Source organism: Arthrobacter sp. MMS24-S77 (genome assembly GCF_054888235.1).
In genome coordinates this window covers 3,035,837-3,053,223 of the sequence record NZ_JBTZRN010000001.1, presented here as the reverse complement: position 1 = coordinate 3,053,223, position 17,387 = coordinate 3,035,837, and the positions used below count along the sequence as shown (strand labels likewise).

At 61.7% G+C, this 17,387-nt stretch carries 19 protein-coding genes; 15 read left to right on the top strand and 4 right to left on the bottom strand.

The window, feature by feature from the left end; genetic code table 11:
* Positions 1-12 precede the first annotated feature (12 nt).
* From ACX5I4_RS13965 to ACX5I4_RS13905, 13 genes are all read left to right on the top strand, one after another.
* On the top strand, positions 13-501 hold the full coding sequence (locus tag ACX5I4_RS13965) for a hypothetical protein (protein WP_461837170.1): 489 nt from the start codon (positions 13-15) through the stop codon (positions 499-501).
* A complete protein-coding gene (locus tag ACX5I4_RS13960) occupies positions 488-826 on the top strand; it encodes an AtpZ/AtpI family protein (RefSeq protein ID WP_461837169.1) in 339 nt (112 codons plus the stop codon). The genes ACX5I4_RS13965 and ACX5I4_RS13960 overlap by 14 nt, the downstream gene beginning before the upstream one ends.
* An 81-nt stretch (positions 827-907) precedes the next feature.
* Complete coding sequence (atpB, locus tag ACX5I4_RS13955) at positions 908-1,708, top strand: F0F1 ATP synthase subunit A (RefSeq protein ID WP_461837168.1); 801 nt, start codon at positions 908-910, stop codon at positions 1,706-1,708.
* 80 nt (positions 1,709-1,788) lie between these two features.
* Positions 1,789-2,007, top strand: a complete 219-nt coding sequence (gene atpE / locus ACX5I4_RS13950; RefSeq protein WP_028264751.1) for an ATP synthase F0 subunit C — start codon at positions 1,789-1,791, stop codon at positions 2,005-2,007.
* 54 nt (positions 2,008-2,061) lie between these two features.
* Positions 2,062-2,622 (top strand): F0F1 ATP synthase subunit B, encoded by a 561-nt coding sequence (locus ACX5I4_RS13945; RefSeq protein ID WP_461837167.1) that lies wholly within the window; start codon positions 2,062-2,064, stop codon positions 2,620-2,622.
* Positions 2,622-3,449: a F0F1 ATP synthase subunit delta gene (locus tag ACX5I4_RS13940; protein ID WP_461837166.1), complete on the top strand. Its 828-nt coding sequence runs from the start codon at positions 2,622-2,624 to the stop codon at positions 3,447-3,449. The genes ACX5I4_RS13945 and ACX5I4_RS13940 overlap by 1 nt, the downstream gene beginning before the upstream one ends.
* Positions 3,450-3,533: 84 nt before the next feature.
* A complete protein-coding gene (gene atpA, locus ACX5I4_RS13935; protein ID WP_461838736.1) occupies positions 3,534-5,171 on the top strand; it encodes a F0F1 ATP synthase subunit alpha in 1,638 nt (545 codons plus the stop codon).
* Between the two features lie 94 nt (positions 5,172-5,265).
* Positions 5,266-6,153 (top strand): F0F1 ATP synthase subunit gamma, encoded by an 888-nt coding sequence (locus ACX5I4_RS13930; protein ID WP_461837165.1) that lies wholly within the window; start codon positions 5,266-5,268, stop codon positions 6,151-6,153.
* Positions 6,154-6,239: 86 nt separating this feature from the next.
* Positions 6,240-7,694 (top strand): F0F1 ATP synthase subunit beta, encoded by a 1,455-nt coding sequence (atpD, locus tag ACX5I4_RS13925; RefSeq protein ID WP_461837164.1) that lies wholly within the window; start codon positions 6,240-6,242, stop codon positions 7,692-7,694.
* A gap of 1 nt (position 7,695) precedes the next feature.
* Entirely contained in the window at positions 7,696-7,980 is a 285-nt protein-coding gene (locus ACX5I4_RS13920) for a F0F1 ATP synthase subunit epsilon (RefSeq protein WP_184737143.1), read from the top strand.
* 10 nt (positions 7,981-7,990) lie between these two features.
* The gene (locus tag ACX5I4_RS13915; protein WP_461837163.1) at positions 7,991-8,422 is read left to right on the top strand and encodes a DUF2550 domain-containing protein; all 432 of its coding nucleotides are present in this window, start codon (positions 7,991-7,993) and stop codon (positions 8,420-8,422) included.
* 490 nt (positions 8,423-8,912) lie between these two features.
* A complete protein-coding gene (locus ACX5I4_RS13910) occupies positions 8,913-9,698 on the top strand; it encodes an alpha/beta hydrolase (protein ID WP_461837162.1) in 786 nt (261 codons plus the stop codon).
* Positions 9,699-9,766: 68 nt separating this feature from the next.
* Complete coding sequence (locus ACX5I4_RS13905; RefSeq protein WP_461838735.1) at positions 9,767-12,259, top strand: bifunctional lysylphosphatidylglycerol flippase/synthetase MprF; 2,493 nt, start codon at positions 9,767-9,769, stop codon at positions 12,257-12,259.
* 71 nt (positions 12,260-12,330) lie between these two features.
* Here ACX5I4_RS13905 and ACX5I4_RS13900 read toward each other — a convergent pair whose 3' ends face one another.
* The 3 genes from ACX5I4_RS13900 to nucS form a co-directional block, all read right to left on the bottom strand.
* Positions 12,331-12,534, bottom strand: a complete 204-nt coding sequence (locus tag ACX5I4_RS13900; RefSeq protein WP_028264741.1) for a cold-shock protein — start codon at positions 12,532-12,534, stop codon at positions 12,331-12,333.
* 290 nt (positions 12,535-12,824) lie between these two features.
* Positions 12,825-14,072: an N-acetylglucosamine-6-phosphate deacetylase gene (gene nagA / locus ACX5I4_RS13895; RefSeq protein ID WP_461837161.1), complete on the bottom strand. Its 1,248-nt coding sequence runs from the start codon at positions 14,070-14,072 to the stop codon at positions 12,825-12,827.
* A gap of 74 nt (positions 14,073-14,146) precedes the next feature.
* On the bottom strand, positions 14,147-14,842 hold the full coding sequence (nucS, locus tag ACX5I4_RS13890) for an endonuclease NucS (RefSeq protein ID WP_184737151.1): 696 nt from the start codon (positions 14,840-14,842) through the stop codon (positions 14,147-14,149).
* Positions 14,843-14,899: 57 nt separating this feature from the next.
* Here nucS and ACX5I4_RS13885 point away from each other — a divergent pair, with 57 nt between their 5' ends.
* Both ACX5I4_RS13885 and ACX5I4_RS13880 read left to right on the top strand, forming a co-directional pair.
* Positions 14,900-15,232 (top strand): ATP/GTP-binding protein, encoded by a 333-nt coding sequence (locus ACX5I4_RS13885; protein WP_236811708.1) that lies wholly within the window; start codon positions 14,900-14,902, stop codon positions 15,230-15,232.
* A gap of 18 nt (positions 15,233-15,250) precedes the next feature.
* The gene (locus tag ACX5I4_RS13880) at positions 15,251-16,045 is read left to right on the top strand and encodes an alpha/beta hydrolase (RefSeq protein ID WP_461837160.1); all 795 of its coding nucleotides are present in this window, start codon (positions 15,251-15,253) and stop codon (positions 16,043-16,045) included.
* Here ACX5I4_RS13880 and ACX5I4_RS13875 read toward each other — a convergent pair.
* Positions 16,042-17,232, bottom strand: a complete 1,191-nt coding sequence (locus tag ACX5I4_RS13875) for an AI-2E family transporter (protein WP_461838734.1) — start codon at positions 17,230-17,232, stop codon at positions 16,042-16,044. The genes ACX5I4_RS13880 and ACX5I4_RS13875 overlap by 4 nt on opposite strands.
* Positions 17,233-17,387 lie beyond the last annotated feature (155 nt).

Below are 17,387 nucleotides of genomic sequence, written 5' to 3'. Positions count from 1 at the left end.
ATTGGCATCCCCATGACCTCCAACGCCGGCGGACAACAGTCCGACTCCAACGGCGTTGCTGTCTCCCGCTCCACGTCGTCATTGTGGCTGCGGCTCCTGTTCATCAGTTCGACGGCGGCCGTGCTGGCTCTCGCGGCAACGTCGGTCGTTGCGGCGGTCATGAATGGTGGCCAAGGCGTTCTTTCGGCCGCTTTCGGCGGCGCGCTGGTGATGGCATTCTTTGCCATCAGCCTTCTGATCGGCCATTTTGTTGGCCGGGACAACCCCTCCGGCGCTGTCGGCCTCTTCGTTGCCAGCTACTTCGTCAAGGTCGTCGGTTTCGCGGTGGTGCTGTTCGTCTTCGGAGCCCCCTCATGGCTGCACGGACGCTGGTTCGTGATTGGCGCCGTCGTCGCGGTTGTCTCGTGGCAAGCCGCCGAAATCTACGGCTTCAGCAAAGCCCGGCTCCAGATCTACAACGACCCCGCAGCAGGCAAGGGAGGCGACGATGTCCACTCTTAGGAACAAGCGACGCTCCGCTACACCGCATGTCGCAAAACCCGGCGATTCCACTGAGCCAGCGAGCGACGGAAGCGACGGCGGATACAACGCCGGCATTGCCGTCTTTAGCTACATTATTGGCGGAATCATAGTCTGGAGTTTGATAGGCTGGGGTCTGGATATTCTGTGGGGGACTCGCTGGATTGTGCTCGTTGGCGCTCTGCTCGGAGCCGCAGGGGGGTTCTATCTTTCCCACATGCATGGCCTTACCAGTCAGCGGTCTACATCTGGTGAGAGCAAGGCAGACAGCGGCCCGCCCCAGGACGGGGACAGTAATGCCAAATAATTTCACACGGGAAATGGCTGCAAAAAACGCGGCCGGATCCTCAACAACGCCCAATGATGGACACTGCAGAGAGGAAACGCGTTGATCGCGCTTGCGCTCCCGGCCCAGGATTCAGGGACCTTTACTCCTCCCGGAATCGACCAAATGCACCTGCCGGCTATCCTGCCGTGGGGTGCGAGCGATGGCTTCTCCAAGCAGATGTTGCTGGTGATCCTGTCGGTCGTCCTTATCGCTTCATTCTTCATTGCTGCTGCACGCAAGCAGCAATTGGTTCCCGGCAAGCTGCAGTTCGCAGGCGAGATGGCCTACGGCTTCGTCCGCAACAGCATCGCCAAGGACATTATCGGCGGCCGCGACTTCATGAAGTACGTGCCGCTCCTGTTCACGTTGTTCTTCTTCATCCTGGTGAACAACATCTACGGCGCAATTCCCTTCATCCAGCTTCCGAGCTTCTCCCACGTCGGCGGAGCCTATGTCCTGGCCGCGGTTGTATACGTCACCTGGATCGGCATCGGCATCAGGAAGAACGGCCTGAAGTACTTCAAGCTGGCCACGGTTCCCTCCGGCGTCCCGTGGTTCATCCTCCCGATCGTCGTACCGATCGAGATCATCTCCAACTTCCTGGTCCGCCCGGTGACGCACAGCCTCCGTCTCTTCGCCACCATGATGGCCGGGCACCTCATTGTGATGATCGCCGGCTCAGGCATCGAGTTCCTTATCTCGCAGGAAAACGTCCTCCTCAAGGGTGCTTCCGTGCTGGTCCTCGTAGGCGCCATCGCCATGTACATGCTCGAAGCTCTGATCATGGTGCTCCAGGCATACGTCTTCACCCTGCTGACTGCGATCTACATCGAAGGCGCACTCCACGCCGACAGCCACTAGGCACAACCTCAATCTTCCCCCTCGGGGGTTGAAGCAAACCAAACAACCTGCCGCGACTGCGGCATCTTGAAAGGAATACAATGAACGGCGACATCAACGGCTCCCTTAACCTCATTGGCTACGGTCTCTCCGCCATCGGCGGTGGTATCGGTGTGGGTCTCGTATTTGCTGCTTACATCAACGGTGTTGCACGTCAGCCGGAAGCCCAGCGCGTGCTCCAGCCGATCGCGTTCCTTGGTCTGGCTCTTACCGAAGCCCTCGCCATCCTCGGCCTGGTCTTCGCTTTCGTTCTCAAGTAAACAGCTAAGAACCAAGCGAACATTCAGAACCGAGTAGATAAGGACGGGTGAAAAATGAATCAGCAGATCATCTCAGCCGCCGCTCAAGGCGCCGCCGAGTCGGCTAATCCGCTCGTTCCCAACCCGTGGGAAATGGGCGTCGTCCTGGCCGGCTTCGTGGTCCTCTTGTACATCGTGGTCAAGTTTGTTGTCCCGATGTTCGAGAAGACTTTCGCGGAGCGCGCAGAGGCGATTGAGGGCGGCATTGCCAAGGCTGAAAAGGCCCAGGCTGAAGCTTCTGCAGCTCTTGAAGAGTACAAGCAGCAGCTCCACGACGCCCGCGCAGAGGCAAACCGCATCCGCGAAGAAGCTCGTGCCGAAGGTGCCCAGATCCTCGCGGAGCTGAAGACCAAGGCTGCAGCCGAGTCGGCACGCATCACCGAGCAGGCGCATGCCCAGATCGAATCGGAGCGTCAGGCAGCTGTTGTCTCCCTGCGTTCCGAGGTGGGCACTTTGGCCACGACCCTGGCAGAGCGCATCGTTGGCGAATCGCTGAGCGATGACGAACGCGCCGCCCGCGTGGTGGACCGTTTCCTGGCAGATCTGGAGACCCAGAGCGCAGGTGCAGCTAAGTAATGGCAGGTGTATCGAGCGAATCGCTGACCAAAGCGCTGGAGCAGTTGGAAGCCATGCTTCCGACGGCCTCGCTGCAGTTGGCTAAGGACCTCTTCGGAATCCTGGGAACGGTGGACAGCTCGGCTGGCTTGCGCCGCGCCCTGACTGACCCCTCCCGCAGCGGAGAAGAAAAGTCGGCGCTGGTCAAGCAGCTGGTTGGCGGGAAAGTCTCCGCTGATGCTGCGGAAATCGCGAGTGGATTGGCCAGCTCACGCTGGGCATCGGCACGCGATATCGGCGATGCACTCGAGACTCTTGCCGCCACGGTGGTCATTGCCGTGGCTGAAAACAAGTCGGCCGTTTCTGCCTCCGGAATCACGGGGCTGGAAGAGCTGGAAAACGATCTGTTTGCTTTCAACCAGGCCGTTGCTTCCAGCCACGAGGTACAACGTGCTCTGGGAGAGTCGCAGGCAAGTGCTGCGGCCAAGATCAGCCTGGCCGAGAAGCTGGTTCCTGGCGCAAGCCTGGAAGCCAAAGTTCTCATCGGCCAGGCCGTGTCGCAGCCGCGCGGCATCAAGCCGAGCAAGCTCGTCGACAACTTCGCCAAGCTTGCAGCCAAGCGCCAGCAGCGCTGGATCGCAACTGTCCGTGTTACCCGTCCGTTGACGGATGCGCAGACCAGCCGTCTGCAGGCCGGGCTTGATGCCCTCTACGGCCGCGAGCTGAAGGTCAACGTCAGCGTTGATCCGACGTTGATCGGTGGAATCCGGGTTCAGGTGGGGGACGAAGTGCTTGACGCTTCGGTCGTAGCCCGTCTGTCCGAGCTTCGCCGGCAACTCGCTGGCTAAGCCAGACAAGCACAACTTAACTGATACAAAAACCGGTCATCGTGAGCAACGATGATCACGAAAACAGGAGAGCAGGGACTGCAGATGGCCGAATTGACCATCAACGCCGACGACGTCCGTAATGCGTTGAACGAGTTCGCGGCGTCCTACGAACCCGGAAACGCAGAGCGCGTAGAGGTCGGCCGCGTGACCGCCGCAAGTGACGGCATCGCCCGTGTTGAGGGCCTTCCCTCGGTCATGGCGAACGAGCTGCTTCGCTTCGAAGACGGCACCCTGGGCTTGGCCCAGAACCTCGACGTCCGCGAAATCGGCGTCATCATCCTCGGTGACTTCACCGGTATCGAAGAAGGACAGGAAGTCCACCGCACCGGTGAAATCCTGTCCGTCCCGGTAGGCGACGCCTTCCTGGGCCGCGTAGTTGACCCCCTGGGCCAGCCGATCGATGACCTCGGCGAGATCAAGGCCGAGACCACCCGCGCACTGGAACTCCAGGCTCCGGGCGTGACCCAGCGCAAGTCGGTTCACGAGCCCATGCAGACCGGTCTCAAGGCCATCGACGCCATGATTCCGATCGGCCGTGGCCAGCGTCAGCTGATCATCGGTGACCGCCAGACAGGCAAGACCGCCATCGCCGTGGACACCATCATCAACCAGAAGGCCAACTGGGCTTCGGGCGATGTGACCAAGCAGGTCCGCTGCGTTTACGTCGGTGTCGGCCAGAAGGCTTCCACCATCGCTGCTGTCCGCCAGACTTTGGAAGACCACGGCGCGCTGGAGTACACCACCATCGTGGCTTCCCCGGCATCCGACCCGGCTGGCTTCAAGTACTTGGCTCCGTATGCAGGCTCGGCCATCGGCCAGCACTGGATGTACGGCGGCAAGCACGTACTGGTGATCTTCGATGACCTGTCGAAGCAGGCTGAAGCCTACCGCGCAGTTTCCTTGCTGCTCCGCCGCCCGCCGGGACGCGAAGCGTACCCGGGTGACGTTTTCTACTTGCACTCCCGTTTGCTGGAGCGTTGTGCCAAGCTCTCCGACGAGCTGGGCGCAGGCTCGATGACCGGTCTCCCGATCGTTGAAACCAAGGCAAACGACGTCTCGGCCTACATCCCGACCAACGTCATCTCGATCACCGACGGCCAGATCTTCCTGCAGTCGGACCTCTTCAACGCCAACCAGCGCCCCGCTGTTGACGTCGGTGTGTCCGTGTCCCGCGTTGGTGGTTCGGCGCAGGTCAAGTCCATGAAGAAGGTCTCCGGTACCTTGAAGCTGGACCTGGCACAGTACCGCGACATGCAGGCTTTCGCGATGTTCGCGTCGGACCTTGACGCGGCCTCCCGCCAGCAGCTGACCCGTGGTGCACGCCTGATGGAACTGCTCAAGCAGGGCCAGTACTCGCCGTTCCCGGTCGAGGACCAGGTTGTGTCCATCTGGGCCGGTACAAAGGGCTACTTGGACGATGTTCCCGTTGAGGATGTCAGCCGGTTCGAGACCGAGTTCCTGGAGCACCTCAAGCACAAGTCCTCCATCCTGACCACGCTGGCGCAGACCAACGTCCTGGACGACGACACCGCTGAAGCACTGAAGACCGCCATCGTTGCCTTCAAGAAGGGCTTTTTCGGCGAAGGCGACAACCGCCTGGTTGGTGCCGGACACGAAGAGCACGAAGCGATCTCCGGCGGCGAAGTCGACCAGGAAAAGATCGTCAAGCAGAAGCGCTAGAGCATTGGTTCCCGGGCCTGCGTAAGAACGCAGGCCCGGGGCCTTCGCCAAAGCCTTAGCCGCTGATCCATCGGGATCTTAGGAAAGGAAATGTATGGGAGCCCAGATCCGGGTCTACCGCCAGAAGATTAGCTCGACGACGTCGATGCGCAAGATCTTCAAGGCGATGGAACTGATCGCTACCTCGCGCATCGGTAAGGCCCGCGCCCGCTTGGCAGCTTCACTGCCTTACGCAAACGCGATCACCCGTGCCGTTTCTGCTGTCGCAAGCCAGAGCGAAATCGATCACCCGCTCGTCACCGAGCCGGAGCAGATCCGCCGTGCCGCCGTCCTGGTTATCACCTCGGACCGTGGCCTGGCCGGTTCCTACTCGGCGAGCGTGCTCAAGCAGGCCGAAGGACTCAACGAACTTCTCCGAGCAGAGGGCAAGGAAGTCAAGACCTACCTGGTTGGCCGTAAGGCCCAGGCATACTTCGACTTCCGCAACCGTTCTTACTCCCGCGTATGGACCGGCGGAACGGACGCACCGGAATTCAAGACTGCAAGGGAAGTCGGCGCCGCTCTTCTCGAAGAGTTCGCCAACGACTTCGCTGAGGGTGGCGTGGATGAGATCCACGTGGTTTACACCCGCTTCAAGTCGATGGTGACGCAGGAGCCCACAGTTGTTCGTCTGCTGCCGCTCGAAGTTGAAGAGCAGACAGTCAGTGAGTCCGAGCTTCTGCCGCTGTACGAGTTTGAACCGGAATCGGAGCAAGTGCTTGACGCACTGCTGCCGCGTTACATCGAGTCCCGCATCTTCGCAGCAATGCTGCAGGCAGCAGCTTCCGAGCTCGCAGCCCGCCAGCGCGCCATGAAGTCGGCAGGCGACAACGCGACCGAACTGATCAAGAAGTACACGCGACTGCGCAACACGGCCCGCCAGGCTGAGATCACGCAGGAGCTTTCCGAAATCGTGGCCGGCGCCGACGCCCTGAGCGCGTAGCCGCCGGTACTTGGTTCGGCGCAAGCTGCACCTGCACCAAACAGATAAACTTAACCCCACGCCATCTACTGAGTGAAGTGAGAGAGATGACTGCCACCGCTACCGAGCACGTAGCTGCAACGGCCGGTGCCACCGGCCGCATTGCCCGTGTCATTGGCCCGGTTGTCGACGTCGAATTCCCGGCTGACGCAATCCCGTCGATCTACCATGCGCTTACCACTGAGATCACTCTCAACGGTGAGACCAAGACCATCACGTTCGAGACCTCCCAGCACTTGGGTGACAACCTCGTCCGCGCCATCGCCCTGCAGGCCACCGACGGACTTGTCCGCGGCACCTCCGTGCAGGACACCGGTGCCCCGATCTCCGTGCCTGTCGGCGACGGCGTCAAGGGCCACATCTTCAACGTTCTCGGCAAGCCGCTGGACGTCGACGAGTCCGAGATCAAGGCTGACGCTTACTGGCCGATCCACCGCAAGGCTCCTGCCTTCGCGTCCCTCGAAGGCTCCACGGAGATGCTCGAGACCGGTATCAAGGTCATCGACCTTCTCACCCCGTACATCAAGGGTGGAAAGATCGGTCTGTTCGGTGGTGCCGGTGTTGGCAAGACCGTTCTGATCCAGGAAATGATCACCCGTGTTGCCCGTAACTTCGGTGGTACTTCGGTATTCGCCGGTGTTGGTGAGCGTACCCGTGAAGGCAACGACCTCTGGGTTGAAATGGAAGAGGCAGGCGTCCTCAAGGACACCGCCCTTGTGTTCGGCCAGATGGATGAGCCGCCGGGAACGCGTCTGCGCGTGGCGCTGTCCGCCCTGACCATGGCGGAGTACTTCCGCGATGTGCAGAACCAGGACGTGCTGCTCTTCATCGACAACATCTTCCGCTTCACCCAGGCCGGTTCCGAGGTCTCCACCCTGCTCGGCCGCATGCCGTCCGCAGTTGGTTACCAGCCGAACCTTGCCGACGAGATGGGCCTCCTGCAGGAGCGCATCACCTCGACGAAGGGCCACTCGATCACCTCGATGCAGGCCATCTACGTGCCGGCTGACGACTACACCGACCCGGCTCCGGCAACGACCTTCGCACACCTGGACGCGACCACGGAACTTTCCCGTGAAATCGCCTCCCGTGGTCTGTACCCGGCCGTTGACCCGCTGACGTCGACGTCCCGCATCCTGGACCCGCAGTACATCGGCAAGGACCACTACAACACGGCCGTCCGCGTGAAGCAGATCCTGCAGAAGAACAAGGAACTCCAGGACATCATTGCCATCCTCGGCGTTGACGAACTGTCCGAAGAAGACAAGATCGTCGTGTCCCGTGCACGCCGCATCCAGCAGTTCCTGTCCCAGAACACCTACACCGCCAAGCAGTTCACCGGCGTCGAAGGTTCCACCGTGTCCATCAAGGACACCGTGGAAGGCTTCACGGCCATCTGCGACGGCGAGCTGGACCACATCGCAGAGCAGGCGTTCTTCAACGTCGGCGGCCTGGATGACGTCGAGCGCCAGTGGGCCAAGATCCAGGAACAGACCAAGTAGTATGGCTGAGCTCGAGGTTGAGATTGTCGCAGCGGACCACTTTGTGTGGTCCGGTGCGGCCAAGATGGTCAAGGCCCGCACCAGCGATGGTGAAATCGGGATCCTGCCGGGCCACTCGCCGCTCCTCGCCATCCTGGCCGAGGGCGAGCTGGCCATCGAGCCGGTTTCCGGAGACCGCCTGTCGGTTGTTGTGGACGGCGGGTTCTTCTCCGTCGACAACAACCGCGTGGTGATCGTCGCTGACAACGCCCAGCTGGGCGAAGCAGCTACTGCGGGGATCCGATAGCAAGACCTTGATGGACGATTCTGCTCTTCCGTTCATCGCCTTGGCAACGGCGTTTGCGTTGCTGATTTTTACACTGTGCCTCGTCGGGGTGCGCCGCTTCAATTTGCGGCGCGCCCTGGGCACGGTTGACGCCTCCATTTGCATGGCTGGAAACAGCTGGCGGATGGGGGTTTGTCGTTATCAGGACTCGGAGCTCGAGTGGTTCCGTTTGCTCTCCCTTAGTTTCCGTCCAAGGCACAGCTTCCGCCGCAGCTCCTTGGAGCTCCTGGGCCGCCGGAAGCCAACGGAGGAAGAACTGACGAGGCTACAGCCCGACGTCGTAGTCGTTGAACTCCAGCATGAAGGCCAGCGGTTCATGCTGGCCATGAGATTTGATGCCTATGCCGGGTTGTCTTCTTGGCTGGAAGCTGGCCCCGTGGTGGGCGTCGGCACCTGGCGCTGAGGACCGTGGACTTTCTTGACAAAGTAAGCCTTGTCGATGGTCCATTCTTTTGGACGATCCTTGGCGCGGGAACCGCCGGGGGCGTATTCCTCCTCCTTCGACGAAGGTGGCGCTGGCTACTCTCCATTGTTTTGGCTGCTGTGCTTGCAATCGGAGTTGTGGCATTCATCCATTGGTTGCTCGTCAACGTTCTCACCGTGTTCCCGGACGACCTCCCGATCGACGTTCTCGCGTGGTCCGTGGTTGCCTTCTCGGCGCTGGCCCTCTTCCTGTTCCGGCTCCCTGGTTCTTCGTGGCGCATCAGGAGCGCCGCCGCTGCGTCGTTCGTCGCCGTCTTGCTCCTCTCGGCGCTTCAGATCAACAGCTATTTTGGACTCAACCACACGGCGGCTGATCTCTTCGGCCACAACGTCGGACGGATCCCGGAGCTTGGGGATGAGTTAAGAAGGGTGCTTCCGGCACCCTGCCGGTGTCAGCGCACCGTGCCGGAATGGTCCGCAGGGCATCGATTCCGGGGACCGAATCCGGTTTCAACGCGCAGGACGCCTTCATCTACCTTCCACCGGCCTACCTTGCCCCCGACCGCACCCAACTACCCGTGCTGGTATTGTTTGCCGGCCAGCCCGGACGCCCCGCCGATTGGCTGACCGGCGGGCTGCTCGAACCGACCATGAATACCTTCGCGGCAAAACATGGTGGAGTGGCGCCCGTTGTGGTGGTGGTCGATCCAAACGGTTCCGATACGGCAAACACCATGTGCATGGATAGCCGGATCGCGCGTGCCGACACATACCTCGCGATCGATGTTCCGCGCTGGATCAACTCGACTCTCGACGTATCCGCCGATCCAAGGAAATGGGCCGTCGGCGGGTTCTCCTTCGGTGCGACGTGTGCCATGCAAATGACTACCCTGCATCCTGAAATCTATCCTTCGTTTATTGCTTTCTCGGGCGAGCGGGAGCCTTCACTTGGTCCTGACCGCCAGCGGACCATCCAGACCGCATTCGGCGGAGACTCTGCGGCTTTCGATGCCCTGACACCGCTGACCTTAATGAAGAAGCAAAGCTACGCCGGGCATGCTGGTTTCATAGCGGTGGGTACCGCTGATAGTGAGTTCAGCCATTTCGCCGCAGAGCTTGGGACGGCAGCCCGCGGTTCAGGGTTCGATATCAGGCAGGCTTCGGTTCCCGGCGCCGGCCACTCGTGGGCAGTGGCCGTTCAGGAGCTTCCTTCCGCAATGGATTTCCTGGCCCCGCGGTGGGGGATCACGAAATGAGCACCCAGGAAGCTCAATTGTCCAAGGACCAAGTGGCTGACCACAAGGACTCCAAGCCCGCGCGGAAGATGGCGGCAGCGCTCGTTCGGGCCTTGCTTGGAAACGTGGCAGTCCATATTGGTGCGATCCCCTTCACTGTTGTGGTACTCGCGCTCTACCTGCTCGCTCCGGCAATCTTCGACCCCGACGTCGCGTCGAGCCCCGATGTTTTGCGGCACCTCACCAGCGTGAGCGGTGGCGGATTGAAGTCCGGGGACTGGTGGTCCATTTGGACCTCGATGTTCTTTGCCGTCAACCCTTTCGACTACCTCACGAGCTCGTTGCTGCTGGTCGTGCTGCTGGGCTCAACAGAGCGCAAACTGGGATGGTTCCGCACTGCAGCAGGGTTCCTTGGCGGCCAGTTTGCCACGGTCACGGCTTTTCTGTTGGTGGTCCAGCTTGCGGCCTACGCCGATGACGGTTGGCTGGGACGGATGATGGATGCCAGAACTTCCGGGCCGATTCCCGCAACCCTTTTCGTCTCGATGGCAGCCAGCGGTCTTCTGCCCACTCTGTGGCGGCGGCGGCTCAGGGCGACGGTGGTGTCTTTGGCGCTCCTCCTGGTCCTCTACGTTGGCGATCCCTCGGCTGTCATGGCGCTCACCGGTGCGCTGGTAGGACTGGCGGCCGGACTCTGGCTCCAACTCGACCAAGGCATTCAGCCGAGCCATCGCGCAACCAGGCGTGAGACGCGAAACCTGTTGTCACTCATGGTGGCGATTTTCGGCGTCGGGCCCCTCGTGGCCGGCGCCGTGCGGAGCCCGACGGGGCCGTTGGCATTGCTCCGCGAGATGGTCCTGAACCCCGTCCCCACGCTCACGCAGTTGCAGGCCAACTGCGGCGGCACCGTGGACATCAAGTGCCTGGAACTTGGACGGCAGGGCTATCCCGGGCCCGCCGGGGTGGCCCTGGCCGTCGTGCCCGCATTGCTTCTCCTCATTTGCGCTGTGGGCATGCGCCAAGGGAGGCGCTTGGCGCTGAAGATCGCCATCGGGGTACAGCTCGGCGTGGTCGCACTGTCCTTCGCCTACCTGGTTCTGTTTGCCAGCATTCCGCACTTTCCAGGGCGGGGCCGCACCGTGGTCCTGGGCTCCGCGGTGTTCCATATCCTGACGCTCGCGCTGGTTCCGCTCATCCTGGCAGTTCTGCTTTTCCTATTCAGGGGCAACTTTGTGGTGGGGTCGAGGGCACCGCTTCGCCGGAAGATGGCCTGGCTTGTTGGCGGAACGTGGTTGGTATTGGCGAGTGCCTATACCGGGGCCTGGCTCGGTTCGGGCGGCATGGCGCACGACGGCGGCATCTTGGGGCTCGTTGCCGAACTCGCCCGGCAGTATCTTCCCCTGCCGATACCCACGGCTTACGGGCGGGTGTTCGCCGAGCGCAGTGCCGCGGAATCAATATTGTTCGCCTGGTCGGGGATTGTTTTCTGGCTTGTGGCCCTCGCCGCCGTCTGGACGCTGCTTCTCAAGCGGCAACACGGTCCTGGCGGAGACGATCCGGCCCGGTTGGTGGCAAGGGATTTGGTCAAGCGCGGCGGAGAGTCCCTTTCCTGGATGGCGCTATGGGAGCCGAACAAGTTTTGGTTCACTCCCGGAATGGACGCCGGGATCGCCTACCAGCAGCACGGAAACGTTGCACTGACCCTCGCCGGTCCGTTCGGTGTTCCCGAACTGGCCCTGGCCGCGACCGAAGGTTTCCTCGACTACTGCGCGGACCACGCATTGGTGCCGTGTCTGTACTCCTGTACCGAGGAATTGTGGCCGATGTTGCAATCCGCCGGATTTCGCCGAATTGCCGTCGCCCAGGAAACCCGGCTCTCCATCCGCGACCTCGAGTTCACGGGCAAAGCATGGCAAAACGTCCGCACAGCCAAGAACCGGGCGCTTAAAGCCGGCGTTGAAGCCCGGTGGGGACGCTATTCAGAGTTCTCCCAGCACATCCGTTCCCAACTTGGCGAGGTGTCAGAAGAATGGGCCGCCAGGAAAAAGGTACCTGAAATGGGCTTTACCTTGGGTTCCCTCGACGAGCTGATGGACGATGACGTGCTGTGTTGCATAGCCGTCGACAGCAAGGGGTTTGTCTACGGGGTCACCAGTTGGCTGCCCGTGTTTCGCGAGGGCCGCGTGATGAGCTGGACATTGGACTTCATGCGCCGGCGGGGTGATGCGTTTCCCGGCATCATGGAATTCATGATTGCCTCAGCCGTGGAGCAGCTGCGTCACGGAGTGGAGGTCATTTCGCTGTCGGGTTCACCATTGGCTGGAGCGAGCGAGGAATTCTCCAGCGGGGAAGCCGGTATGGCGGGCATTCTCGACCTTGTTGGCAGGACCTTGGAACCTGTTTACGGATTTCGGTCTTTGGCACGCTTCAAATCGAGGTTCCAGCCCGAGTACAGGACCCTCTATATGTACTACCAGGACAGCTTGGAGATTCCCGCGATCGGCGCTGCGCTAAGCCGGGCATATTTACCAGGGTTGTCCGTTCGGCAAACTGCCAGGCTTCTCCGTACCCTCGTTGCCTGAAAAGAAAGGGGTCCCGCATCCTGTGCGGAACCCCTTCGCCGAATCTGCCGAGCAGAATTCAAGCGGTCAAACTAGACAGCGGTGACGCCGGTGGCCTGCGGGCCCTTGGCGCCCTGACCGATCTCGAACTGAACGCGCTGGTTCTCATCGAGGGTGCGGAAGCCGCCGGTCTGGATCTCGGAGTAGTGGACAAAGACGTCGCCTTCTGCGTCGTCCGGGGTAATGAAGCCGAAGCCCTTTTCAGCGTTGAACCACTTGACGGTGCCCAGTGCCATTTTTGTTTCTCCTCATTGTGGAACTTTAAGTCCGGCACACCGCGTGCCGACCTTGGTTACTCCGCGAGAAGACCTGGTATTCCGTCCAAGCCAGGCTTGGTTGGCTTCGCAGGAGCTTCACGCTCGCAACACGTCTTGCGAGCATGAATCACACCTACACAAAGACTGCTACAACACTTTCATGGCGGATACTGGAGGTCAACGGTCTGCTCAGGAATTCCGACAAATTTTAAGTAAAAAGAAGGTAACGGTAGAAAGCGACGCCCGCATTGGGCGTGTGCGAATTCGGCCTAGGCAAGCCAATCCCCATTGCGCAATACACCCGCAAGTTGCAGTTCCTTGTCCACGACCACCAGATCGGCCCGCAGGCCCCTCCGAAGGCCACCAAGTTCATCGGAGAGCCCCAATACTGCGGCTGGCACGGTCGTCGCCGACGAAACGGCGTCAGCGAGCCCGACTCCTGCCGCAACAGTGCGCCGGACGACGTCGAGCATGGTGGCAGTCCCGCCGGCAATCGAGCCCGTGGCATCCAAGGTGGCCACCCCGTCCGTCACGGTCACTGGTGAGGGGCCAAGCATGTAGTTTCCGTCGGAGAGTCCCGCTGCTGCCATCGAATCGGTCACGAGGACAACGTTCGCGGCACCTACCAGCTGAAAAACGGTTGCCACGGTGCTCGGATCGAGGTGGGTTCCGTCGGCGATCAGTTCCACCACGGCTTTGCCTTCTTGGGCCGTGCGCAGGCAAGCGGCTACTGGGCCGGGGGAGCGGTGGTGCATGGGAGGCATGCCATTGAACAAGTGGGTGACAGTCGGCAAAGAGCTGACGCCGTCGAATCCAGCGGATTCCAAACCCTCCCTTGCCGCGGTGAGGGAGGCGGCGGCCGTCGCGTCGTCGCAATCCGTATGACCGAGCGACGGCGTCACTCCGTGGAACGTCATCAGGTCCACCAGCGCTGCGGCTCCGGGAAGCTCAGGGGCATAAGTCATGGTGGCGAGCTTGCCGGCAGCGGCTTCAACCAGCTCGTTCATGAGATCCAGGTCCGGCTCAAGCAGATACTCAGGATTTTGCGCGCCGCAGCGGGCATGGGAGAGGAAAGGCCCCTCCAAGTGGATTCCCGCCACAAGTCCTTCATCGGCCAAACGCACGTAGAGCTCGATGCCGCGCAGAAGGTCCTCCCGAGGCGCGGTGACCATGCTGGCGAGCAAGGTGGTAGTTCCGGACCGGTGGAGGAAATCGATGGCCTTGCGAGCCGAAGATTCGTCGGCCCCCGGGAAGTCGCCACCGTTGCCGCCATGGCAATGCACATCCACGAAACCGGGAACGATGTAGCGTTCCGCGGGGAAATCCTTCCGCGGCGTTTCCTCGAAGCCTTCAAAGGATGCTTCGTGGAATTCAGCGGCGGGCCCGGCAAAGGCGATGCGGTCGTCCTCCACCGCCACCAGGCCATCTTCGATCACCACACCGTCACTGACGATCGTTCCGGTTATGAGGTGGCGCACAGGCGCAGAAGAAGACGCAGGCCGGTCTGGGACAGTCATGCTTTGATTCTAGTTGCCTGTGGTTGTCTCTGACCCGGTTTGGGGCAGGATGAGGACCGGGCGAACGGGACCACCTAGAACAAGCGCGACTCGCTGTCATCTACGCCGCGCATGGCGTCATAGTCCAAGGTGACGCAGTCTATTCCACGATCGTTTGCGAGGACCTTGGCCTGCGGTTTGATCTGCTGGGCAGCGAAGATGCCCCGTACGGGTGCCAGCAGGGGATCGCGGTTGAGAAGCTCAAGGTAGCGCGTGAGCTGCTCGACGCCGTCGATGTCGCCGCGCCGCTTGAGTTCGACGGCGACTGTCCCGCCGTCGCTGTCCCTGGCGAGGATGTCCACCGGCCCGATGGCGGTGAAGTACTCGCGACGGATCAGCGAATAACCGGCCCCGAGGGTTTCGATCTGCTCGGCAAGCAGTCGCTGCAGGTCGGCCTCGACTCCGTCCTTGATGAGCCCGGGGTCCGTTCCGAGGTCGTGGGACGTGTCGTGGATTTGCTCGTAGATGTTGATGATGAGCCGGTCATCGGTCTTGGCTGACTGCACCGTCCACTGTTCCACCACGCCTTCTTCGACCTCGGTCTCCTCCGGCGTCGTCACCCGCAGGGTAGCGGGCGGGCTCATCCAGTTCAGCGGCTTGTAGGAGCCGCCGTCGGAGTGGACCAGCACGGAACCATCGGACTTGACGAGCAAAAGCCGGGTGGCAAGCGGGAGGTGGGCCTTGAGGCGGCCAACGTAATCAACGGAACAACGGGCTATGACGAGTCGCACCCGCTCCACTTTACTTCCTCCGCCGCTTGCATTCAGCGACTGGGGCAGAATGGAGACATGCCCCGCTCCAACCGCCCCCGACGCACCGAATCAGCCAAGGCAAGCTGGAAACGGACAGGCGAGTCACCGGAACTGGATCTGGAACGTGCCCGTTCGGGCATTGCCCGCAGGGAAAGCGCCCCTGACGGCGACTGGATGGTCCGGACCATGACCGCACGGAATGCCGAGAAGACCTATATATGTCCCGGTTGTTCGATGGCCATCGTGCCCGGAATCGCCCACTTGGTGGTGTGGTCCGAGACGCACCTTTTCGGCGATGCCGCAGGGTTGGCGGAACGCCGGCACTGGCACAACAACTGTTGGACGGGCCGCACGTACAGGTACCGCTGAGCACTTAAGCTTGGAAGCATGAGTTTCGATCCTGCCTCCCTCGTTTTCAGCCAGCCGGAGTCTGCAACGGATATCCGGGCGTCGACGGTTCTGCCGGCGCGCCGCGAGAACGTGGAGTTCCCCACTGAGGACGGCAAGCGGCTCGTGGGAGAGTTGGCGCTGCCGGAATCGGGCGAGATCTCGGCGACGCTTATTACGTTGCACCCCTTGCCGACGCATGGCGGATTCATGGATTCGCACGTCTACCGGAAGGCGTCCTATCGGCTTCCGGCGCTGGCCGGCGTCGCGGTTTTGCGCTTCAACACCCGGGGAACGCATTCGCCACGGGGTACCAGCCAGGGGCAGTTCGATGAGGGAATCGGCGAAAAGTACGACGTCGAAGCCGCCGTTCGCTTCGCGGTGGAACGTGGGCTTCCGAACCGCTGGTTGGTCGGCTGGTCCTTTGGCACGGAACTGGCTTTGATGTACGGGGCAGTTGAACCTGTGGCTTCCCAGGTGGAAGGCGCTGTCCTGCTGTCACCGCCACTGCACCGGGCAACGGACGTGCACCTGAAGGAATGGGCTGCCTCGGGAAAGCCCCTGACGGTCCTGGTTCCGGAACACGACGACTATCTTCAGCCCGCGGAGGCCGCTGAGCGGTTCAGCCTGGTGCCCCAGGCCCGTGTCCTGGGGATCGACGGCGCCAAGCACCTATGGGTGGGGGAGAAATACGCGGCGCGGGTTCTGGACGAGATCGTCGACGACGTAACAGAAGCCGGCGCGGGACCTGACGGCCTGCCGCGCCAATGGACAGGTCCGGTTGCTAACGCCTAGTGGCGGTCCTGGCGGACGATGAAGACTTCCTTGATCAGCAGCATGATGGCTGCCGCCGTCGGGATGGCAATCAAGGCACCGAGGACGCCCAGCAGGCTGCCGCCTGCAATCACCGAGATCACGGCGACTGCGCCGGGAACGGCGACGGCCTTCTGCATGATGCGTGGGGAGATGAAGTAGGCCTCGAATTGCAGATAGGCGAAGTAGCAAATGGCGTAGATCACGGCCGTTTGCCAGCCAGCGGTCAAGGCCACAAGAATGACCACCACAGCGGCGATCATTCCGCCCACCAGCGGTATGAACGCAAGCAGGGCAACCACGAAAGCCAGAAGGACGCTGAACGGAATGCCCAGGATGCTCATGACGATGAAGGCGAACAATGCGTTGAGCAAGGCCACACAAACCTGGCCGATCACGTAGTTGCCTACTGAGCGCGTGATTTCCTCTGACAGGGCCTCCACCCGGGGCCTGCGCGACCGGGGGGCGAGCCTGTAGCCCCACCTCTTCATGGCAGGCAGTGCACCCAGGAAGTAAAGGCTGAGGACCAGGACGATCAGCGTCCCGAACACACCGTTGGCCACCGTCGAACCGAAACCGACCACGCCGCCGAAGATTCCGCCCATGGCGTCAGGGTTTTTGACGAATTTGTCCAGCTCCTGGCTGATTCTGTCGCGGACGCCGAACTGGCTGTCCAGGGACCGGAAGAAATCGGAATCCACGAAACCCCTGATCCAATCAGGAGCCTGCCGCACGATCTGCGAGACCTGCTCCACGATGGTGGGGATAAGGGTGCCAAAAAACGCTGCCACGCCGGCAACAACCGCTCCGACCGCGACGACGACGCCCGCAGGGCGCGGAATCCTTCGGCCCTCGAGCCAACGAACCACGGGATCCAAGCCCAGCGCAATGAACAAGGCGGTCACGATCCATAGCAAGAGCTGGGCGGTATTGGTGCCGATGTAGAACAACAAGAGAGCGACGCCGACGCCGGCGGTGCCCATGAAGCCGACATAGAGCGGATGCTGCGCAGACATCCTCGGACCGGGGGAGCCGAAGCGCGGACCGCCGGATTCGTCCTGATCGGCCTCGGCTGTGCCGTCGTGCTCGAGCTCGGGCGGCATCTCGAAACGGACCCGCGGCTGTGCGCCCGGAATGGGCTGGCGGAGCCGGCGCACAAAGGAAGCCATCAGCCCCTCGCCGTGATCCCTGCCATCCTGGGCGGACCCGTTAGCCAAACCACCCGGGCTGGTCCCGGGCTGTTGTTCGGCGGGAGTCGGATCCTTGCGCTCTTTCACGTGTTTCAGCTGCCTTTTCGTTCCGCGTTCAGGCTCCGGCGGTGCCC